The 14945-nt window shown below is 73.4% G+C and carries 9 protein-coding genes, 1 tRNA gene and 1 pseudogene; 6 read left to right on the top strand and 5 right to left on the bottom strand.

The genetic code is table 11. The features are described from left to right. Nucleotides 1–332: 332 nt before the first annotated feature. The 3 genes and pseudogenes from fdh to nrfD all read left to right on the top strand — a co-directional run. A pseudogene (gene fdh / locus BRM1_RS10135) lies at nt 333–3635 on the top strand (formate dehydrogenase); the annotation flags it as partial. 227 nt (nt 3636–3862) lie between these two features. After that, a complete protein-coding gene (locus BRM1_RS10130) occupies nt 3863–5089 on the top strand; it encodes a 4Fe-4S dicluster domain-containing protein (RefSeq protein ID WP_160952009.1) in 1227 nt (408 codons plus the stop codon). Beyond that, nucleotides 5086–6207: an NrfD/PsrC family molybdoenzyme membrane anchor subunit gene (nrfD, locus tag BRM1_RS10125; RefSeq protein ID WP_160952008.1), complete on the top strand. Its 1122-nt coding sequence runs from the start codon at nt 5086–5088 to the stop codon at nt 6205–6207. Before BRM1_RS10130 ends, nrfD begins: the two co-directional genes overlap by 4 nt. Before the next feature lie 100 nt (nt 6208–6307). Here the strand turns inward: nrfD and codB are convergent, their stop codons facing one another. From codB to selD, 4 genes are all read right to left on the bottom strand, one after another. Next, the gene (codB, locus tag BRM1_RS10120) at nt 6308–7678 is read right to left on the bottom strand and encodes a cytosine permease (protein ID WP_160952007.1); all 1371 of its coding nucleotides are present in this window, start codon (nt 7676–7678) and stop codon (nt 6308–6310) included. After that, nucleotides 7678–8172 carry a nucleoside deaminase gene (locus BRM1_RS10115; RefSeq protein WP_160952006.1) on the bottom strand — a complete coding sequence of 165 codons (495 nt, stop codon included), beginning with the start codon at nt 8170–8172 and terminating at the stop codon, nt 7678–7680. Before BRM1_RS10115 ends, codB begins: the two co-directional genes overlap by 1 nt. A 125-nt stretch (nt 8173–8297) precedes the next feature. Next, nucleotides 8298–8498, bottom strand: a complete 201-nt coding sequence (locus BRM1_RS10110) for a hypothetical protein (protein WP_268525602.1) — start codon at nt 8496–8498, stop codon at nt 8298–8300. After that, nucleotides 8498–9454, bottom strand: coding sequence for a selenide, water dikinase SelD (gene selD, locus BRM1_RS10105; protein ID WP_268529815.1), 957 nt, complete (start codon nt 9452–9454; stop codon nt 8498–8500). The genes BRM1_RS10110 and selD overlap by 1 nt, the downstream gene beginning before the upstream one ends. A 349-nt stretch (nt 9455–9803) precedes the next feature. Between selD and BRM1_RS10100 the strand changes: the two genes are divergently transcribed. The 3 genes from BRM1_RS10100 (at nt 9804) to selB (ending at nt 13121) form a co-directional block, all read left to right on the top strand. Continuing rightward, nucleotides 9804–9898: transfer RNA gene (locus BRM1_RS10100), tRNA-Sec, on the top strand. Nucleotides 9899–9960: 62 nt separating this feature from the next. Beyond that, nucleotides 9961–11331 (top strand): L-seryl-tRNA(Sec) selenium transferase, encoded by a 1371-nt coding sequence (gene selA / locus BRM1_RS10095; protein WP_268525600.1) that lies wholly within the window; start codon nt 9961–9963, stop codon nt 11329–11331. After that, nucleotides 11328–13121, top strand: a complete 1794-nt coding sequence (gene selB, locus BRM1_RS10090; protein ID WP_268525598.1) for a selenocysteine-specific translation elongation factor — start codon at nt 11328–11330, stop codon at nt 13119–13121. The genes selA and selB overlap by 4 nt, the downstream gene beginning before the upstream one ends. Before the next feature lie 49 nt (nt 13122–13170). Here the strand turns inward: selB and BRM1_RS10085 are convergent, their stop codons facing one another. After that, the gene (locus BRM1_RS10085) at nt 13171–14910 is read right to left on the bottom strand and encodes an ABC-ATPase domain-containing protein (protein WP_268525596.1); all 1740 of its coding nucleotides are present in this window, start codon (nt 14908–14910) and stop codon (nt 13171–13173) included. Between the last annotated feature and the right edge of the window lie 35 nt (nt 14911–14945).

Genomic DNA, 14945 nt, shown 5'->3' with positions numbered 1-14945 from the left:
GCGCACATCGGCGGCGCGGCCCCGATGGAAAGTTCGACGCTCATATAAGCACATGTCGACGCTTACTGGCAATTCGCTGAGTAAGAACCGGATGGAGGCTCCACCCCTTCCAGCCGCGGTGGAGGAGCCAACCGCCTCGCGTCTTTTCGCAAACCCGGCATGCCGAAAACCCGCACCGCCGGCTCACGTCTCCGACTGCTCCGAAATACGCACTGCTGCGGAGCCCGCAGATCCCCGCCAACCCGCGGCGCGCCTCGGCGGCGGGCCAGGGCGACAGCACCCCGCGCCGCGGCGCGGAGCCCGTGTCCGGACCCGGGTGTAGCATCCGCACCATGGCGCGTTTGAGCTTCCTCGAGTGGCCTGTCATCCGGCAGTTCACCTCAGGCGACGTGACCGGCCGCGGGCCGGCTGTCACGTCGGGCAAGACGCGCGCCGTCGAACCCCGCACCACCACCGCGGACCGGGTGATCCAGAGCGTGTGCCCCTACTGCGCCGTGGGCTGCGGCCAGCGCGTCTTCGTCAAGGACGAGAAGGTCGTCCAGATCGAGGGCGACCCGGACTCCCCCGTCTCGCGCGGACGGCTGTGCCCCAAGGGCGCCGCCAGCGAGCAGCTGGTGAATTCGCCGCGTCGCGTGAAGAAGGTCCTCTACCGCCGCCCCAAGGGCACGGACTGGGAGGAGCTCGACCTCGACACGGCCGTCGAGATGATCGCGGACCGCTTCCTCGAGGCCCGCCGCAACCACTGGCAGGACGCGGATCCCCAGGGCCGGCCCCTGCGCCGGACCATGGGCATCGCTAGCCTGGGCGGCGCCACCATCGACAACGAAGAGAACTACCTGGCCAAGAAGCTCTTCACCGCCGCGGGCGCCATCCAGATGGAGAATCAGGCGCGCATTTGACACTCCGCCACGGTTCCCAGTCTGGGAGCCTCGTTCGGACGCGGCGGAGCCACGCAGTCCCTCCAGGACATGGCGAACTCCGACTGCATCGTCATCCAGGGCTCGAACATGGCCGAATGCCATCCCGTCGGGTTCCAGTGGGTCAGTGAGGCCAAGGCGCGCGGCGCCAAGGTCATCCACATCGACCCGCGCTTCACGCGCACCACAGCGGTGGCGGACAAGCACGTGCCCATTCGCGCGGGCACGGACATCGTGCTGCTCGGCGCGCTCATCAACTACGCCATCACGAACGAGCTGTGGTTCAAGGAGTACGTGAGCGCGTATACGAACGCGCCCATGATCATCAACGAGAAGTTCAAGGACACCGAGGACCTCGAGGGCCTGTTCTCCGGCTTCGACTCGGAGACCGGTGCATACGACATGGCCACCTGGGCCTATGAGATGGAGGACGACGGGACCTCCCAGGCCGGCGGCGAGCGCGGCCAGGGCGACGGGTCGGCGGACGAGGGCGATGCGGAGGGCCACGGCGCCTCCTCCGGCGAATCCCACGGCAGCGGCGGCCCACCCATCGGCTCCGGGCGGCCCAAGCGCGATGAGACCCTGCAGCATCCGCGTAGCGTCTTCCAGATCCTCAAGCGCCACTACGCCCGCTACACCCCCCAGCTGGTCGAGGAGACCTGCGGCATCTCGCCCGCGGACTTCGAGTACCTGGCGAAGACGATCACGGAGAACTCCAACCGCGACCGCACGACGTGCTTCGCTTATGCGGTGGGCTGGACCCAGCACTCGCAGGGCGCGCAGTTCATCCGCACCGCGGCGATCCTCCAGCTGCTGCTGGGCAACATGGGCAGGCCCGGCGGCGGCATCATGGCGCTGCGCGGCCACGCGACGATCCAGGGCTCCACGGACATCCCCACGCTGTTCAACCTGCTGCCCGGCTACCTGCCCATGCCCAAGGTGGGCACGCACGACACGTTCCAGCAGTGGGTGGACGCGGTCGGCACCAAGGAGCAGAAGGGCTTCTGGGCCGACGCGGACGTCTACGCGGTCAACCTGCTCAAGGCCTGGTGGGGCGACGCGGCAACGAAGGACAACGACTGGGCCTTCGACTACCTGCCCCGCCTGTCCGGGGCCCACGGCACCTACCAGACGGCCATGGGCATGCTACGCGACGAGGTGGACGGCTACTTCCTGCTCGGCCAGAACCCGGCGGTGGGCTCCGCGAACGGGCGCATGCAGCGCATGGCGATGTCCCACCTCAAGTGGCTCGTCGTGCGCGACTTCAGCCTCATCGAATCCGCCACCTGGTGGAAGGACGGCCCCGAGATCGAGACCGGTGAGCTCGTCACGGAGGACATCGACACCGAGGTCTTCTTCCTGCCCGCCGCCAACCACACGGAGAAGGCCGGTTCGTTCACCCAGACCCAGCGCATGGTCCAGTGGCGCCACCAGGCAGTGAAGCCGCCGGAGGATGCGCGCAGCGAGCTGCAGTTCATGTTCGAACTGGGCGTGAAGATCCGTGAGAAGCTGGCCGGCTCCACCGACTGGCGCGACCGCCCGCTGCTCGACCTCACCTGGGACTACCCCGTGGACGAGGAGGGCGACCCGGACCCCGTCTCCGTGCTCGCGGAGATCAACGGGCGTTTCGAGTCCGGCCCGGACGCCGGCAAGCCCCTGTCCAGCTACACGCAGATGAAGGCCGACGGCTCCACCTCCGGGGGGTGCTGGATCTACACCGGTGTGTACGCCGACGGGGTCAACCAGGCCGCCCGCCGCGTGCCCGGCAAGGACCAGGACGAGATCGCCTCGCAGTGGGCGTGGGCCTGGCCTGCCAACCGCCGCATCCTCTACAACCGCGCCTCCGCGGACCCGGAGGGCAGGCCCTGGAGCGAGCGCAAGAAGCTCATCTGGTGGGATGCCGAAGCCGGCAAGTGGACCGGCCCGGACGTCCCGGACTTCCCAGCCGACCGCGCCCCCGGTGCGCAGCCGGAGCCCGGTGCCGGCGGCCCCGCAGCCCTGGCCGGCGATGACCCCTTCATCATGCAGGCCGACGGCAAGGGCTGGCTCTTCGCGCCCAACGGCATGGTCGACGGCCCCCTGCCCACCCACTACGAACCGCCGGAATCGCACGTGGGCAACCCGCTCTACGCGCAGCAGAACAGCCCGTCGCGCGTCATGTTCGCCCGCGAGGACAACCTCTACGCCCCGGGTGCCGGCGAGCCCGGCGGGGACGTCTACCCGTACGTCTTCACGACCTACCGCCTCACGGAGCACCACACCGCCGGCGGCATGAGCCGCACCCTGCCCTACCTCTCCGAACTGCAGCCGGAGATGTTCTGCGAGATCTCCCCCGAGCTCGCCGAGCTCACCGGCGTGGAGCCCTACGGCTGGGCGACCATCGTCTCGCCGCGCGCTGCGATCGAGGTCCGCGCGCTGGTCACCGAGCGGATGAAGCCGCTCAAGGTGCGCGGGCGCACGGTCCACCAGATCGGCCTGCCCTACCACTGGGGCGTGGGCTCCGAGGCCGTGGTCAGCGGTGATTCCGCCAACGACCTGCTGGGCCTCGTCCTCGATCCGAACACGCAGATCCAGGAGGCGAAGTCCAACGCTTGCGCCATGGTGCCCGGGCGCCGCCCGCGCGGTCCTGAGCTGCTCGACATGATCGACAAATACCGTTCGGAGGCCGGCATCACCCTCGCCACGGGCCACACCCGCATCACCGTTCCCGACGAGCAGTCCGGCACCCTGCCGCCCGGGGTCGACCCCAGCGCCGGGGAGTCCTTCCACTGGCCCTCGGCCGGCGCCGCCGAGGCGGAGGAGGAAGAGGCCGCCGTCGAACACGAGGCCCAGGCGGCCCAGGATGCGCGCACCGGCGCGTCCGGCGCCCAACCGGACGGCGGCCCGAACGGGAAGAGCCCGCACGGCACCGGCACCGCAGGCCACGAGACGAGCGAGGAGGACTGATGCGCGGCAGCCTCACGCACGAATTCTCCGGCCCCACGGACCCCATCGCGGACGTCCACTGGGACCACGAGCACGCGCACAGCCGCAAGGGCTTCTTCACGGACACGTCGATCTGCATCGGCTGCAAGGCCTGCGAGGTGGCGTGCAAGGAGTGGAACCGCAACCCCCAGGACGGCGACCTCCAGCTGCTCGACTCGTCCTACGACAACACCGGGTCGCTCGGCGCCAACACGTGGCGCCACGTGGCGTTCATCGAGCAGAGCCAGGACCGGATCGAACAGGCCCGCGAATCCGGTCGCGCCCTCGTCAGCCTGGGCATGCCGCAGGTCGGGCCCCCCGCCGCCCGCGCAGGCGCGCCGGTGACGAGCGCGCCAGGGACCAGCGCACCCGGGGCCGGCTCGGGCGGCGGGTGCGGGGGCAGCTGCGGGTGCGCCTCGGGCGCGGATCCCGCAGCCGAGGCGCACGCCGGCTCCCAGTCCGGCTGCGGTTCCTGCGGCACGGGCTCCGGCCGCGTCACCGAGGCGCAGGCGATGTCCGCCATCGACGCCGCCATGGCGGGCCAGTCCGACCTCGACGTCGCCCCGCCGGACACTCCGGAGTTCCGCTGGCTCATGTCCTCGGACGTGTGCAAGCACTGCACCCACGCCGGATGCCTGGACGTGTGCCCCACGGGGGCGCTCTTCCGCACCGAGTTCGGCACCGTGGTCGTCCAGGCCGATGTGTGCAATGGCTGCGGCACGTGCGTGGCCGGCTGCCCGTTCGGCGTCATCGAGCGCCGCGACGACGGCACGATCAGCCCGCCGGACGGCCACGCGGAGAAGCCCAAGGTCGACCAGGAGATCCCCAACCCGCGCACCGCGAACAAGTGCACGCTCTGCTACGACCGCCTCGTCGAGGGCCAGACGCCCGCGTGCGCGCAGACCTGTCCCACGACGTCGATCAAATTCGGCGACCACGACGACATGGTCTCCAAGGCCCACGCGCGCGTCGAGCAGCTCCACGCGCAGGGCATGAGCGAGGCCCGGCTCTACGGGGCCAACGACAACGACGGCGTGGGCGGCACCGGCTCCGTGTTCCTCCTGCTCGACGAGCCGGAGGTCTACGGGCTGCCGCCGGATCCGCACGTGCCCACCCGTGACCTGCCCACCATGTTCAAGCGAGCCGGAATCGCCGCCGCGGGCATGCTCGCCGCCTCCGCCGTGGCCTTCCTGGGAGGACGTCGATGACGTCGGAGTACGACAGCTACCGCCCGCCGGACACCGGCAAGAAGAAGCGCCGCGGCGGCCGCGGCGGCGGTCCCGGAGGCCGCGGCAAGCGCGGGGGCATGTTCGCCGGGCGGCGGGGCGGCGGCGACGGCTCGCGTGAGATGCCGATGGTCGAGGACGTCGAGTTCACCTCGTACTACGGCCGCCCCATCGTCAAGCACGCCCCCTGGGGCTCCCCCATCGCCCTCTACCTGTTCCTGGGGGGCATGGCCGGCGGCTGCGGGCTGCTGGCGCTGGGCGCCCAGCTCACCGGGCGGGCCACGCTGCGGCGCAACACGCGCCTGACCGCGCTGGGTGCGATCGGCGTGGGCGCGGCGGCGCTCGTGGCGGATCTGGGCCGGCCCGAGCGGTTCCTCAACATGATGCGCACGCTCAAGGTCACCTCGCCCATGAGCCTGGGCTCGTGGATCCTCTCCGGCTATTCGGCGGGGGCCGGTGTCACCGCCGTCAACGAGATCGACCGGCTGCTGGGGGAGCGGCTGCCGCTGGGTCCCCTGCGCCGGCTGCTGCGGTTCGCCGAGGCGCCGGCCGGGTTCGAGGCCGCCCTCTTCGCCACGCCGCTGGCCGCCTACACCGCCGTGCTGCTGGCCGACACGGCCACGCCCACGTGGAACGCCGCGCGCAATGAGCTGCCGTTCGTCTTCGTGTCCTCGGCCAGCCTGGCAGCGGCCGGCTCGGCCATGGTGACGACACCGGTAGCGGAGACGATGCCCGCGCGCATCCTCGCCGCGCTGGGCGTGACCGGCGACGTCGTCGCGATGCGCGCGCTCAAGGAGAACATGCACCCGGTCGAGGCCGAGCCGCTCGAGGAGGGCCCCTCGGGGGCCAAGCTCGAATGGGCCGAGCGGCTGGCCATCGCCGGCGGGATCGGCGCCGTGGTGGGCGGCGGCAACCGGATCGTTGCCGCGGCGAGCGGGCTGAGCCTCATGGCCGCCTCGGCGCTCACCCGCTTCGGGTTCCTCGAGGCCGGGATCGAATCGACGAAGGATCCCAAGTACGTCGTCGAGCCGCAGAAGGCGCGCCTGGCCGAGCGCCGCGCCCGCGGCGTCACCGACGACTCCATCACGACGGGGGCGTAGGCGCCGGTCGGCACGCCACGCGCGGGGCAGCGCTCAGCGGCCTCGCTCGGCGGCCAGCGCCGACGAAGGACGTCCGCGCCCACCCCGCCCGAGGTGCGGCTCAGGCGGCAGCCTGCTCGCGCCTCGGCGCCGTGAAGCGGCTGAGCGCCCACGCGAGCACGAGCGCGACCACGATGCCGTTGAGCGGCGCGATGCCCAGCGCGAACGTGTTCGACACCCACGCGGCAAGGGAGCCGAGCGCGTAGGGCACGAGGCCCTGCCAGCGGATCCGCTCCGTCAGCGATTCGACGGGCGGCTGGCCGCGGCGCCACCGGGCCAGCCAGTCGCCGATGAGCACTCCGCCCAGCGGCGGGATGAAGACGCCCAGCAGGCTCAGGTAGCCCGTGATGTGGCCCTCGATGCCGGTGAGCGCCAGGATCGTGCCGATGATCACCCCGCCGATGATGTAGGGGCCCTTGCGGCGATCGCCGGTGATCTCCGCGCCGGCCACGCCGAACGCGTACGCGGCGTCGGCGTTGGACTTCCACAGGTTGCCGAAGAGGAAGAACAGGCCCCAGCCGATCATCCCCATGCTGATGAGGAGCGTGGTGAAGTCGCCCTCGCCGAATGCCAGCGCCGCGACGGCCCCGAAGAAGACCATGAGGCCGTTGCCCACGATGAAGCCGATCCCGCACGCCACGACGGCGTTGCGCCCGCTGCGGGCGAAGCGCGTCCAGTTGGCCGCCTGCGTACCGGCCGAGGCGAAGGTGCCGACGATCGCCGTGACCGCCGCGGCCCATGTCATCGAGCTCGAGGGCTCGATGGCGAGCATGCCGGACAGGCCGCCCACCTCGGCGAAACCCTTGAACGTCAGCCAGAAGGCGAGGATGAGGATGAGCGGCGTGGAGACGAGGGAGACCCAGTACATGCCCTCGTAGCCGAACAGGGCCGTGAGCATCATGAGCGCGGAGACGACGATCATGATGAGCGCCGGACCCCACCAGCCGGTCCAGCCGAATGCGAGCCCCGTCATCTGCCCGATCGTGCCGACGGCCACGCCGTACCAGCCCACCTGGGTGCCGCCCAGCAGCAGCGAGGCCAGTTTGGAGCCCACCGTGCCGAAGCTGTAGCGGGCCATGACCACGGTGGTCAGACCGGTGCGAGCGCCGAGGAAGCCGACGGCGGCCACGTACGTGCCGAGCACGAGCGAGCCCACGACGAGCACACCCAGGAACTCGGAGAAGCGGAACGCCGCCCCCACGGATGCGCCGGCCATGAGGGTGGGCGCGAAGATCGTGAAGCCCACGAGGACCACAGTGATCGAGAACGCCGAGCGCCGGGCCGAGCGCGGAACCGGGGTCAGGGGGTAGTCGCGATCGACGGGCTCGGCCGCCCGTTCTTCCGCCGGCGCTGCGCCTGCTGCCGCGGGGGCCGCTCCGGTGTCGACGGCGCCGTCGCCCTGTGCCGGGCGCCGAGGTTCGGGCGCGCCCATCAGCGCGCGCCCTTGGTGCTCGCGCCCTCGTCAACGCCGATGTCCTCGCTCCACAGCGCGGGGCGCTCGGCGAGCATGCGCTCCATGAGCGCGATGCACGCGGGGTCGTCGAGCACGTCGACCTGCACGCCGCGCTCGGCCAGGAGGGCCTCGGACATCTCGAAGCTGCGGTTCTCGCCCACGACGATCCGCGGGATCTCGTAGAGCAGGGCCGTTCCGGCGCACATGATGCACGGCGAGAGCGTCGTGTAGAGGACGCTCTCGCGGTAGACCGCGGCCGGCAGGCGGCCGGCCTTCTCGATCGTGTCCGTCTCGCCGTGGAGGATCGCGCTGTCCTGCTGGAACCGCTGATTGTGGCCGGCGGCGAGCACCCGGCCCTCGTGGACGAGCACGGCGCCGATCGGCACCCCGCCCTCGTCCCAGCTCGTGCGCGCCTGCTCGATGGCGAGGTCCATGAAGCGGCGGTCGTCGTCCGGCGTGGCGGTCCAGGGCATGCGGGCTCCTCGGCGTGTGCGGATGGGTCCGGCGGGGCGGGAGGCGCGTGTCCGCCGGTCGTGCTCAGGATAAGCCCCGCGCACCCCCGCCGAGGCGCGGGCCGGGTCAGCGCCGCCGGGCGCCGCTATCGCCGTCGCAGCCAGGCGACCGCGGCCAGCGTGGTCGCGGCGCAGCAGGCGAGGATCGTCACGAAGAAGCAGGGCACGGCAAGGCCGTCGCCGATGCGCCCGGTGGCCCGCATGCCACCCACCACGAAGAAGAGCACCAGGCTGGCGGCGGCTATCCCTGAGAACACGGGGGCGGGCCAGTGCAGCACCCGGCGCATCAGCGCACCTCGATGCCGGCGCCCTCGACGAGCTCGCCGATCACCGGGTAGCCCGGCACTTCGCCGGCCACGAGGAGCCCGCCGGAGGTCTGGGCGTCGGCGAGCAGCAGGAGCTCCGCCTCGCCGATGCCCTCGCCCGCGCGCACGTGCGGGCGCACCCAGTCGAGGTTGCGCCGCGTGCCACCGGAGACGAATCCGTCCCGCAGCGCCTCGCCGGCGCCGTCGACCAGGGGCACGGCGGCGCTGTCGAGCACCGCGCCCACCCCGGACGCGCGGCACATCTTGTGCAGGTGGCCCAGCAGCCCGAAGCCGGTGACGTCCGTGGCGGCCTGCACCCCGGCGGCCAGCGCCGCCGCCGCGGCGTCCCGGTTGAGCATGGTCATCGTGGCGATGGCCGCCTCGAAGACCTCGCCGGTGGTCTTGTGGCGGTTGTTGAGCAGTCCCACGCCGATCGGCTTCGTCAGCGTCAGGGGCAGGCCCGCGCGGGCGGCGTCGTTGCGCAGCAGGCGGGCGGGATCCGCCGTGCCCGTGACGGCCATGCCGTACTTGGGCTCCGGGTCGTCCACGGAGTGGCCGCCGATCACCGGGCAGCCGGCCTCCTCGCCCACCGCGAGGCCGCCGCGCAGCACCTCGGTGAGCATGTCCATGGGCAGCAGGTCGCGCGGCCAGCCCACGAGGTTGATCGCCACGATCGGGCTGCCGCCCATCGCGTAGATGTCGGAGAGCGCGTTCGCGGCGGCGATCCGGCCCCAGTCGTAGGGGTCGTCGACGACGGGGGTGAAGAAGTCCGCCGTGGACAGCACCGCAAGGTCCCCGCGCACCCGGACGGCCGCGGCGTCGTCACCGTCGTCGAGGCCCACGAGGACACTGTCCCAGCGCTGGCCGGTGAGCCCCGCGACGGCATCCTCGAGCTCGCCCGGCGGGATCTTGCACGCACAGCCCCCGCCGTGGGCCATGGTCGTCAGGCGCACCGGGGAGTCCCGCCGCGCGGAGTTCGGCCCCGCGCTGCGGTCACCGGGGCCCGCTCCCGTCGCCGCACTGCCTGCTGCGCTGTCTGCCGGCACCGTCGCATCGCTCATGGCGCCAGTCTAGGAGCGGCCCCCCTGCCCCGCCCAGGGCGCACTCGCCGCCAGACCCCTCTGGCCAGCCCGCGCGCCTCGGGCGCACCTCGGGTGCGCTTCGGGCGAACGGTGCCGCACCTCGGGCGCGGTGAAATGCACTGAGCGCGATGAGATGCGCTGGACCAAGGTGAGGCGCGCGCGGGGCCGCGGCGGCCGACGGCCCAGCGCTGGTAGCCTGACCGGCGGAGGCGTCTGAGTCCTGGTGGGCTCCCCGGTCTTCAAAACCGGTGAGGCCGAGCATCTCGGCCTGGCGGGTTCGATTCCCGTCCGCCTCCGCCACGGGCGCGGCCGCGGCGCAGCCCCGCCGCGCACAGAGCCGGCGGCCAGGAAGGTGGGAGCGCATGGACGAGCACGACCCCCGCCGCCGCATCCCGCGCACCGACGCCCTGCTCCGGCTCCCCCGGGTCGCGGCGGCCGCCCAGGCCCTCAGCGACGGCGTGGTGCGCACGATCGTGCGGGGCGTGCAGGAGCGCGCCCGGGCCGGCGAGCTCGCCCCGGAGGACGTCGAGGCCGCCGTCATCACCGCGGTCGAGGGGCGGCGCACCTCCTCGCTGCGGCCGGTCATCAACGCCACCGGCGTCATCATCCACACGAACCTGGGCCGTGCTCCCCTCTCCCCCGCCGCCCGCACGGCGCTGGCCGATGCCGCCGGCTACGTCGACGTCGAGCTCGACATGGGCTCCGGGCAGCGCTCCCGGCGGGGCGCGGCCGCCCGGGCGGCCCTCCTGGCCGCATGCCCCGCTGCCGAGGACGCACTCATCGTCAACAACGGCGCCGCAGCCCTGGTGCTTGCGACCACCGCGTTCGCCGCGGGACGCGAGGTGCTCATCAGCCGCGGCGAGTTCGTCGAGATCGGGGCGGGCTTCCGGCTCTCCGATCTCATCGAGTCCACCGGCGCCCGGCTGCGCGAGGTGGGCACCACGAACCGCACCCGGTGCGAGGACTACGCCGCGGCCATGGGCGAGGCCACCGGGTGCATCCTCAAGGTCCACCCGAGCAACTTCCGCGTCTCCGGGTTCACGGCGGAGGCCACACTGCCCGAACTCGCCCGGCTGGCCGGCGCGCGGGCGGTGCCGCTGATCGCGGACCTGGGCAGCGGCCTGCTCAGCGCCGACCCGGCCCTGCCCGCGGAACCGGACCTCGATTCCGCGCTGCGCTCAGGGGCGGACCTCGTCATCGCCAGCGGCGACAAGCTGCTCGGCGGCCCCCAGGCCGGCCTCCTGCTGGGCCGCGCCGACCTCATCGCCCGGCTCTCGCGCCACCCCCTGGCCCGGGCCGTGCGCGCCGACAAGCTGGCGCTCGCCGCCCTCGAGGCCACGCTGAACGGGCCCGAGGCGCCCGTCGCCCGGGCACTGCACACGGACCCCGAGGCGCTGCGGGCGCGCACGGAGGCCTTCGCCGAGGACCTGCGCGCCCGCCTGTCCGCGCAGCCGCATCCCCGGCAGGGACCGGGACCGGATTCCGCGGCGCTCGCCGTCGTCCCGCACGACGGCCGCACGGGCGGCGGGGGCGGGGCCGAGGTCCCGTTGCCGGGCTGGGCGCTGCGCCTGCCGGAGGCGGCGGCGCGGGCCCTGCGCACCGGCGAGCCCGCGGTGCTGCCGCGCGTCCACGACGGGACCTGTCTCATCGACCTGCGCTGCGTGCCCGACGAGGCGCAGCCTGCCCTCCTCACCGCGGTCGCGGTGGCGCTGACGGCGACCGGAGCGCCATGAGCCGGTTCGTCGTCGCCACCGCCGGCCACGTCGACCACGGCAAGTCCACGCTGGTCAAGGCGCTGACCGGGCTCGAGACGGACCGGTGGGAGGAGGAGCGGCGGCGGGGCCTGACGATCGACCTGGGGTTCGCGTGGACGCAGCTGCCCTCCGGCCGCGAGGTCGCCTTCGTCGACGTGCCCGGCCACGAGCGCTTCCTCGGCAACATGCTGGCCGGGCTGGGCCCCGCCCCGGTCGTCTGCTTCGTCGTGGCCGTGGACGAGGGGTGGCGGGCGCAGTCGACGGACCACCGCGATGCCCTGGCCGCCCTCAGCATCGAGCACGGCATCATCGCCCTCACCCGCGCCGACCGCGCCCCGGACCGGGTGGAGGAGGTCGAGGCCGAGGTCCGCGCCCACCTCGCGGGCACGGGACTGGCCGCGGCGCCCGCCGTCGCCGTGGCCGCGCCCACGGGCGCCGGACTCGCCGACTTCACGGCCGCGCTCGACACCGTGCTGGCCCGCGCCCCGCAGCCGGATCCGCGGGCCCGCCTGCGGCTGTGGATCGACCGCTCCTTCCCCATCTCCGGCGCCGGGACGGTGGTCACGGGCACGCTTGCCGCGGGTTCGCTCGCCGTGGGCGAGCGCCTCGAGATCGCCGCGGCCGGCGACCTCCTCACAGCGGAGGTCCGCGGGCTGCAGAGCGAGGACCGCCCCGCCCAGCGCCTCGAGCCGGTGGTCCGCGCCGCGGTCAACATGCGCGGGATCACCGCGGGGGCGCTCTCGCGCGGCGACGCGCTGCTCACGCCCGGTGCCTGGCCCCTCGTCGAGGTGGTCGATGTGCGCCGGCGCACCGGCGAGGATCTGGGCAGCGCCCCGCGCGAGCTGACCGCGCACGTCGGCACCGCCTCGGCGGCGGTGCACGTGCGCCCCTTCGACTCCGAGCACGCCCGGCTCGCCTTCGCCCACCCGCTGCCGCTGCAGGTGGGCGACCGGATCGTGCTGCGCGGCAGCGGCGAGCACATGGTGTTCGGCGGTGCGGAGATCCTCGACATCGATCCGCCAGCGCTGAACCGGCGCGGGGCCGGCACGCGGCGGGCCCGCGAGGTCGCCGCCTACCCGTGGGGCGGCAGCGCGCTGGTGGAGGTCGCCCGGCGCGGGGCGATGGAGGGGGCAGCCCTGGCCCGCGCCGGAATCACCGTGCCCTCGCCCCTGCCCCACGGGCTGCGGCGCGAGGGCGCGTGGCTGGTGAGCCAGGAGCGCTTCGAGGCCTGGGCCGCGGATGTGCGCGAGCGGGCAGCGCGCGAGCACCGCGATGATCCGCTGTCCGCCGGGCTGCCCGCCGGCGCCGCGGTCAGCGCGCTCGGCCTGCCTGCCGCCGACCTGTTGAATCCGGTGCTGCGCGCGGCGGGCCTCGCGCAGGCGGGCGGGCGCATCGTGGACCCCGGGCGCGCGGCGGGACTGGGGGCCGCCGAGGCGGGTCTGGCCCGGTTGGAGCGGCACCTGGCCGCGCAGCCGTTCCGCGCCCCGGAGGCCGAGGACCTCGCAGCCTGGGGGCTGGGCCCGCGCGAGCTCGCCGCCGCCGCGCGGGTGGGGCGCATCCTCCGCCTGCCCGATGGGGTCGTCCTGCTGCCGCCTGCGCCGGCGCAGGCGATGCGGGTGCTCAGCCGGCTCGGCCAGCCATTCACCGCCAGCCAGGCGCGCCAGGCCCTGGAGACCACCCGACGCGTGGCGATTCCCCTGCTCGAGCACCTCGACGCGAAGGGCTGGACGCGGCGCGTGGACGGCAGTCGTCGCGAGGTGGTGCGCTGACGCGCTCCGGGTGCTGCTGCGACCCGGCGCCGGTGGCTGCGCGGGTGCCTCAGCCCTCCTCGAGGACCTTCGCGATGCGCAGCAGCCGGTAGCGGTTGACCGCCGCGCAGATGTCGATGGTCCTGGGACGGGCGTAGGTGCCCGGGTTGCCCGCATGCGGCGAGAGGGCGTCGAGGCCCTCGGCGTCGACGAGTCGGTCGAGTTCGGCGACCCCGTCGACCAGGCTGAGCCCGCCGTCGAAGCGCTCGGCCAGGCGGTCGAGCGCGTGGGCGATCGCCTGGGTCTGGGCCGCGTCGGCGATCTGCGAGACCGCGGCCAGGTCGATGTCCTCGCGGCCGAAGCGGATCTCACCGCGGCCGGCGGCCTTGGCGGGCTTGCGCTTGTCCGCTGGGCGCAGGGTCCCGTCGGCCGGCACGCGGCGGCGTACGGCGAAGTCAACCGCCCCGGCGCCGGCGTCCGTCTCGCCGCCGGGGTCGCCCGCCTCCGCCGCGATGCGCTTGGCCTTGTCCGTGACATCGTGGGGCACGTAGGCATCCATCGCGATGACGTGGTCGGCCACGTCGAAGAACGCCCCGGACCCGCCGGCCACCAGGACCGTGGAGACCCCGCGCTGCTCGTAGAGCGGGCGAATGCGGTCGACGAACGGCGTGATGGGCTCGCGATCGGCGGGGATGAGCCGGCGCATCCGCTCGTCGCGGATCATGAAGTTCGTGGCCGACGTGTCCTCGTCGATGATGAGCGCGGTGGTGCCGGCTTCGACCGCCTCGGCCAGGTTCGCCGCCTGCGAGGTGGAGCCCGAGGCGTTCGACGTCGAGAAGTGGACGGTGTCCGCACCGGAGGGAAGATCGGAGATGAACGGGGCGATGTCGACATCGGCCACGCTGCGCCCGTCCTCGGCGCGGATGGCCGCGGCGTCCGGGCGGGTGATGACCCATTCGCGGCCGTCGCCGGCGATGTGGGGGTAGACGCCGCGCTCGATGGCCCGCAGCAGCGTCGACTTGCCGTGGTAGCCGCCGCCGGCGATCACGGTGATGCCCACGGGCACGCCCATGCCCCGCACCGTGCGCCCGCTGCGCAGCTCGAAGCCCACCTCCAGGGACGCAGGACTGGCGAACGGCACGGCGCCCTGTTCCAGGGGAGCGTCGGAGTCGCCGGAGCGCCGCGGGAGGATGGCGCCGTCTCCCACGAAGGCCACGAGACCGCGGTCCGGCAGCTGCGAGCACAGGTCCACCTGGTCGCGCAGCAGCGCCACGTGATCGGCCAGGGCGGTACTGTCGGCCGGTGAGAGGCTCTCCGCCATGAGCGCGTGCCGGGCGAGGTCCGGAATGGTCTGCGTGAGCAGCGTCGCGGCCTGGCGGCCCAGCGCGCGCCGCCCGGCCGCGGGCAGCTCGGCGGAGAAGCGGGCCTCGATCGTGTCCGCGCTGATGAGGATCGAGGTGCGCTCGAGGACCTCCTGGCCGGGGCGCCCGATGCTGATCCGCGGGGCGCGCGCGTCCTTGCCCTGGCTGCGCTGCGGGGCGCGGGCCGCGGCTGCGAAGCGGCGGGTGAGGAAGTCGCCCACCGCGGTCTGCCCAGCCGCGTCGTCCATGAGCGCGGCATCGAAGCCCGCGTCGGCGCGGTCGACGATGATGCGCATGAGCGAGGGCGGCGCGTACGGATCCGTCTGCACCCGGTCGATCGCCAGGTCGAAGGGCCCCAGGTCATAGCGGCCGCGCAGCTGCTTATAGCCGCCGTAGCCGCGCCCGTCGATGGAGTGGAGCATGCGCTCGAGGTCCGCCGTCGTCTGCATTCCCCCACCCTACGCGCGCGTCCCGGTGTGCGGGG

Origin of the sequence: Brevibacterium sp. BRM-1, from assembly GCF_026802075.1 — a bacterium.
Taxonomy (GTDB): domain Bacteria; phylum Actinomycetota; class Actinomycetes; order Actinomycetales; family Brevibacteriaceae; genus Brevibacterium; species Brevibacterium rongguiense.
This window is presented reverse-complemented; position numbering and strand designations above follow the sequence as displayed.

Coding starts and splice junctions, on each gene's coding strand:
- BRM1_RS10130 (WP_160952009.1), top strand. CDS start 3,863: ATGCGCGGCAGCCTCACGCACGAATTCTCCGGCCCCACGGACCCCATC.
- nrfD (WP_160952008.1), top strand. CDS start 5,086: ATGACGTCGGAGTACGACAGCTACCGCCCGCCGGACACCGGCAAGAAG.
- codB (WP_160952007.1), bottom strand. CDS start 7,678: ATGGGCGCGCCCGAACCTCGGCGCCCGGCACAGGGCGACGGCGCCGTC.
- BRM1_RS10115 (WP_160952006.1), bottom strand. CDS start 8,172: ATGCCCTGGACCGCCACGCCGGACGACGACCGCCGCTTCATGGACCTC.
- BRM1_RS10110 (WP_268525602.1), bottom strand. CDS start 8,498: ATGCGCCGGGTGCTGCACTGGCCCGCCCCCGTGTTCTCAGGGATAGCC.
- selD (WP_268529815.1), bottom strand. CDS start 9,454: ATGGCCCACGGCGGGGGCTGTGCGTGCAAGATCCCGCCGGGCGAGCTC.
- selA (WP_268525600.1), top strand. CDS start 9,961: ATGGACGAGCACGACCCCCGCCGCCGCATCCCGCGCACCGACGCCCTG.
- selB (WP_268525598.1), top strand. CDS start 11,328: ATGAGCCGGTTCGTCGTCGCCACCGCCGGCCACGTCGACCACGGCAAG.
- BRM1_RS10085 (WP_268525596.1), bottom strand. CDS start 14,910: ATGCAGACGACGGCGGACCTCGAGCGCATGCTCCACTCCATCGACGGG.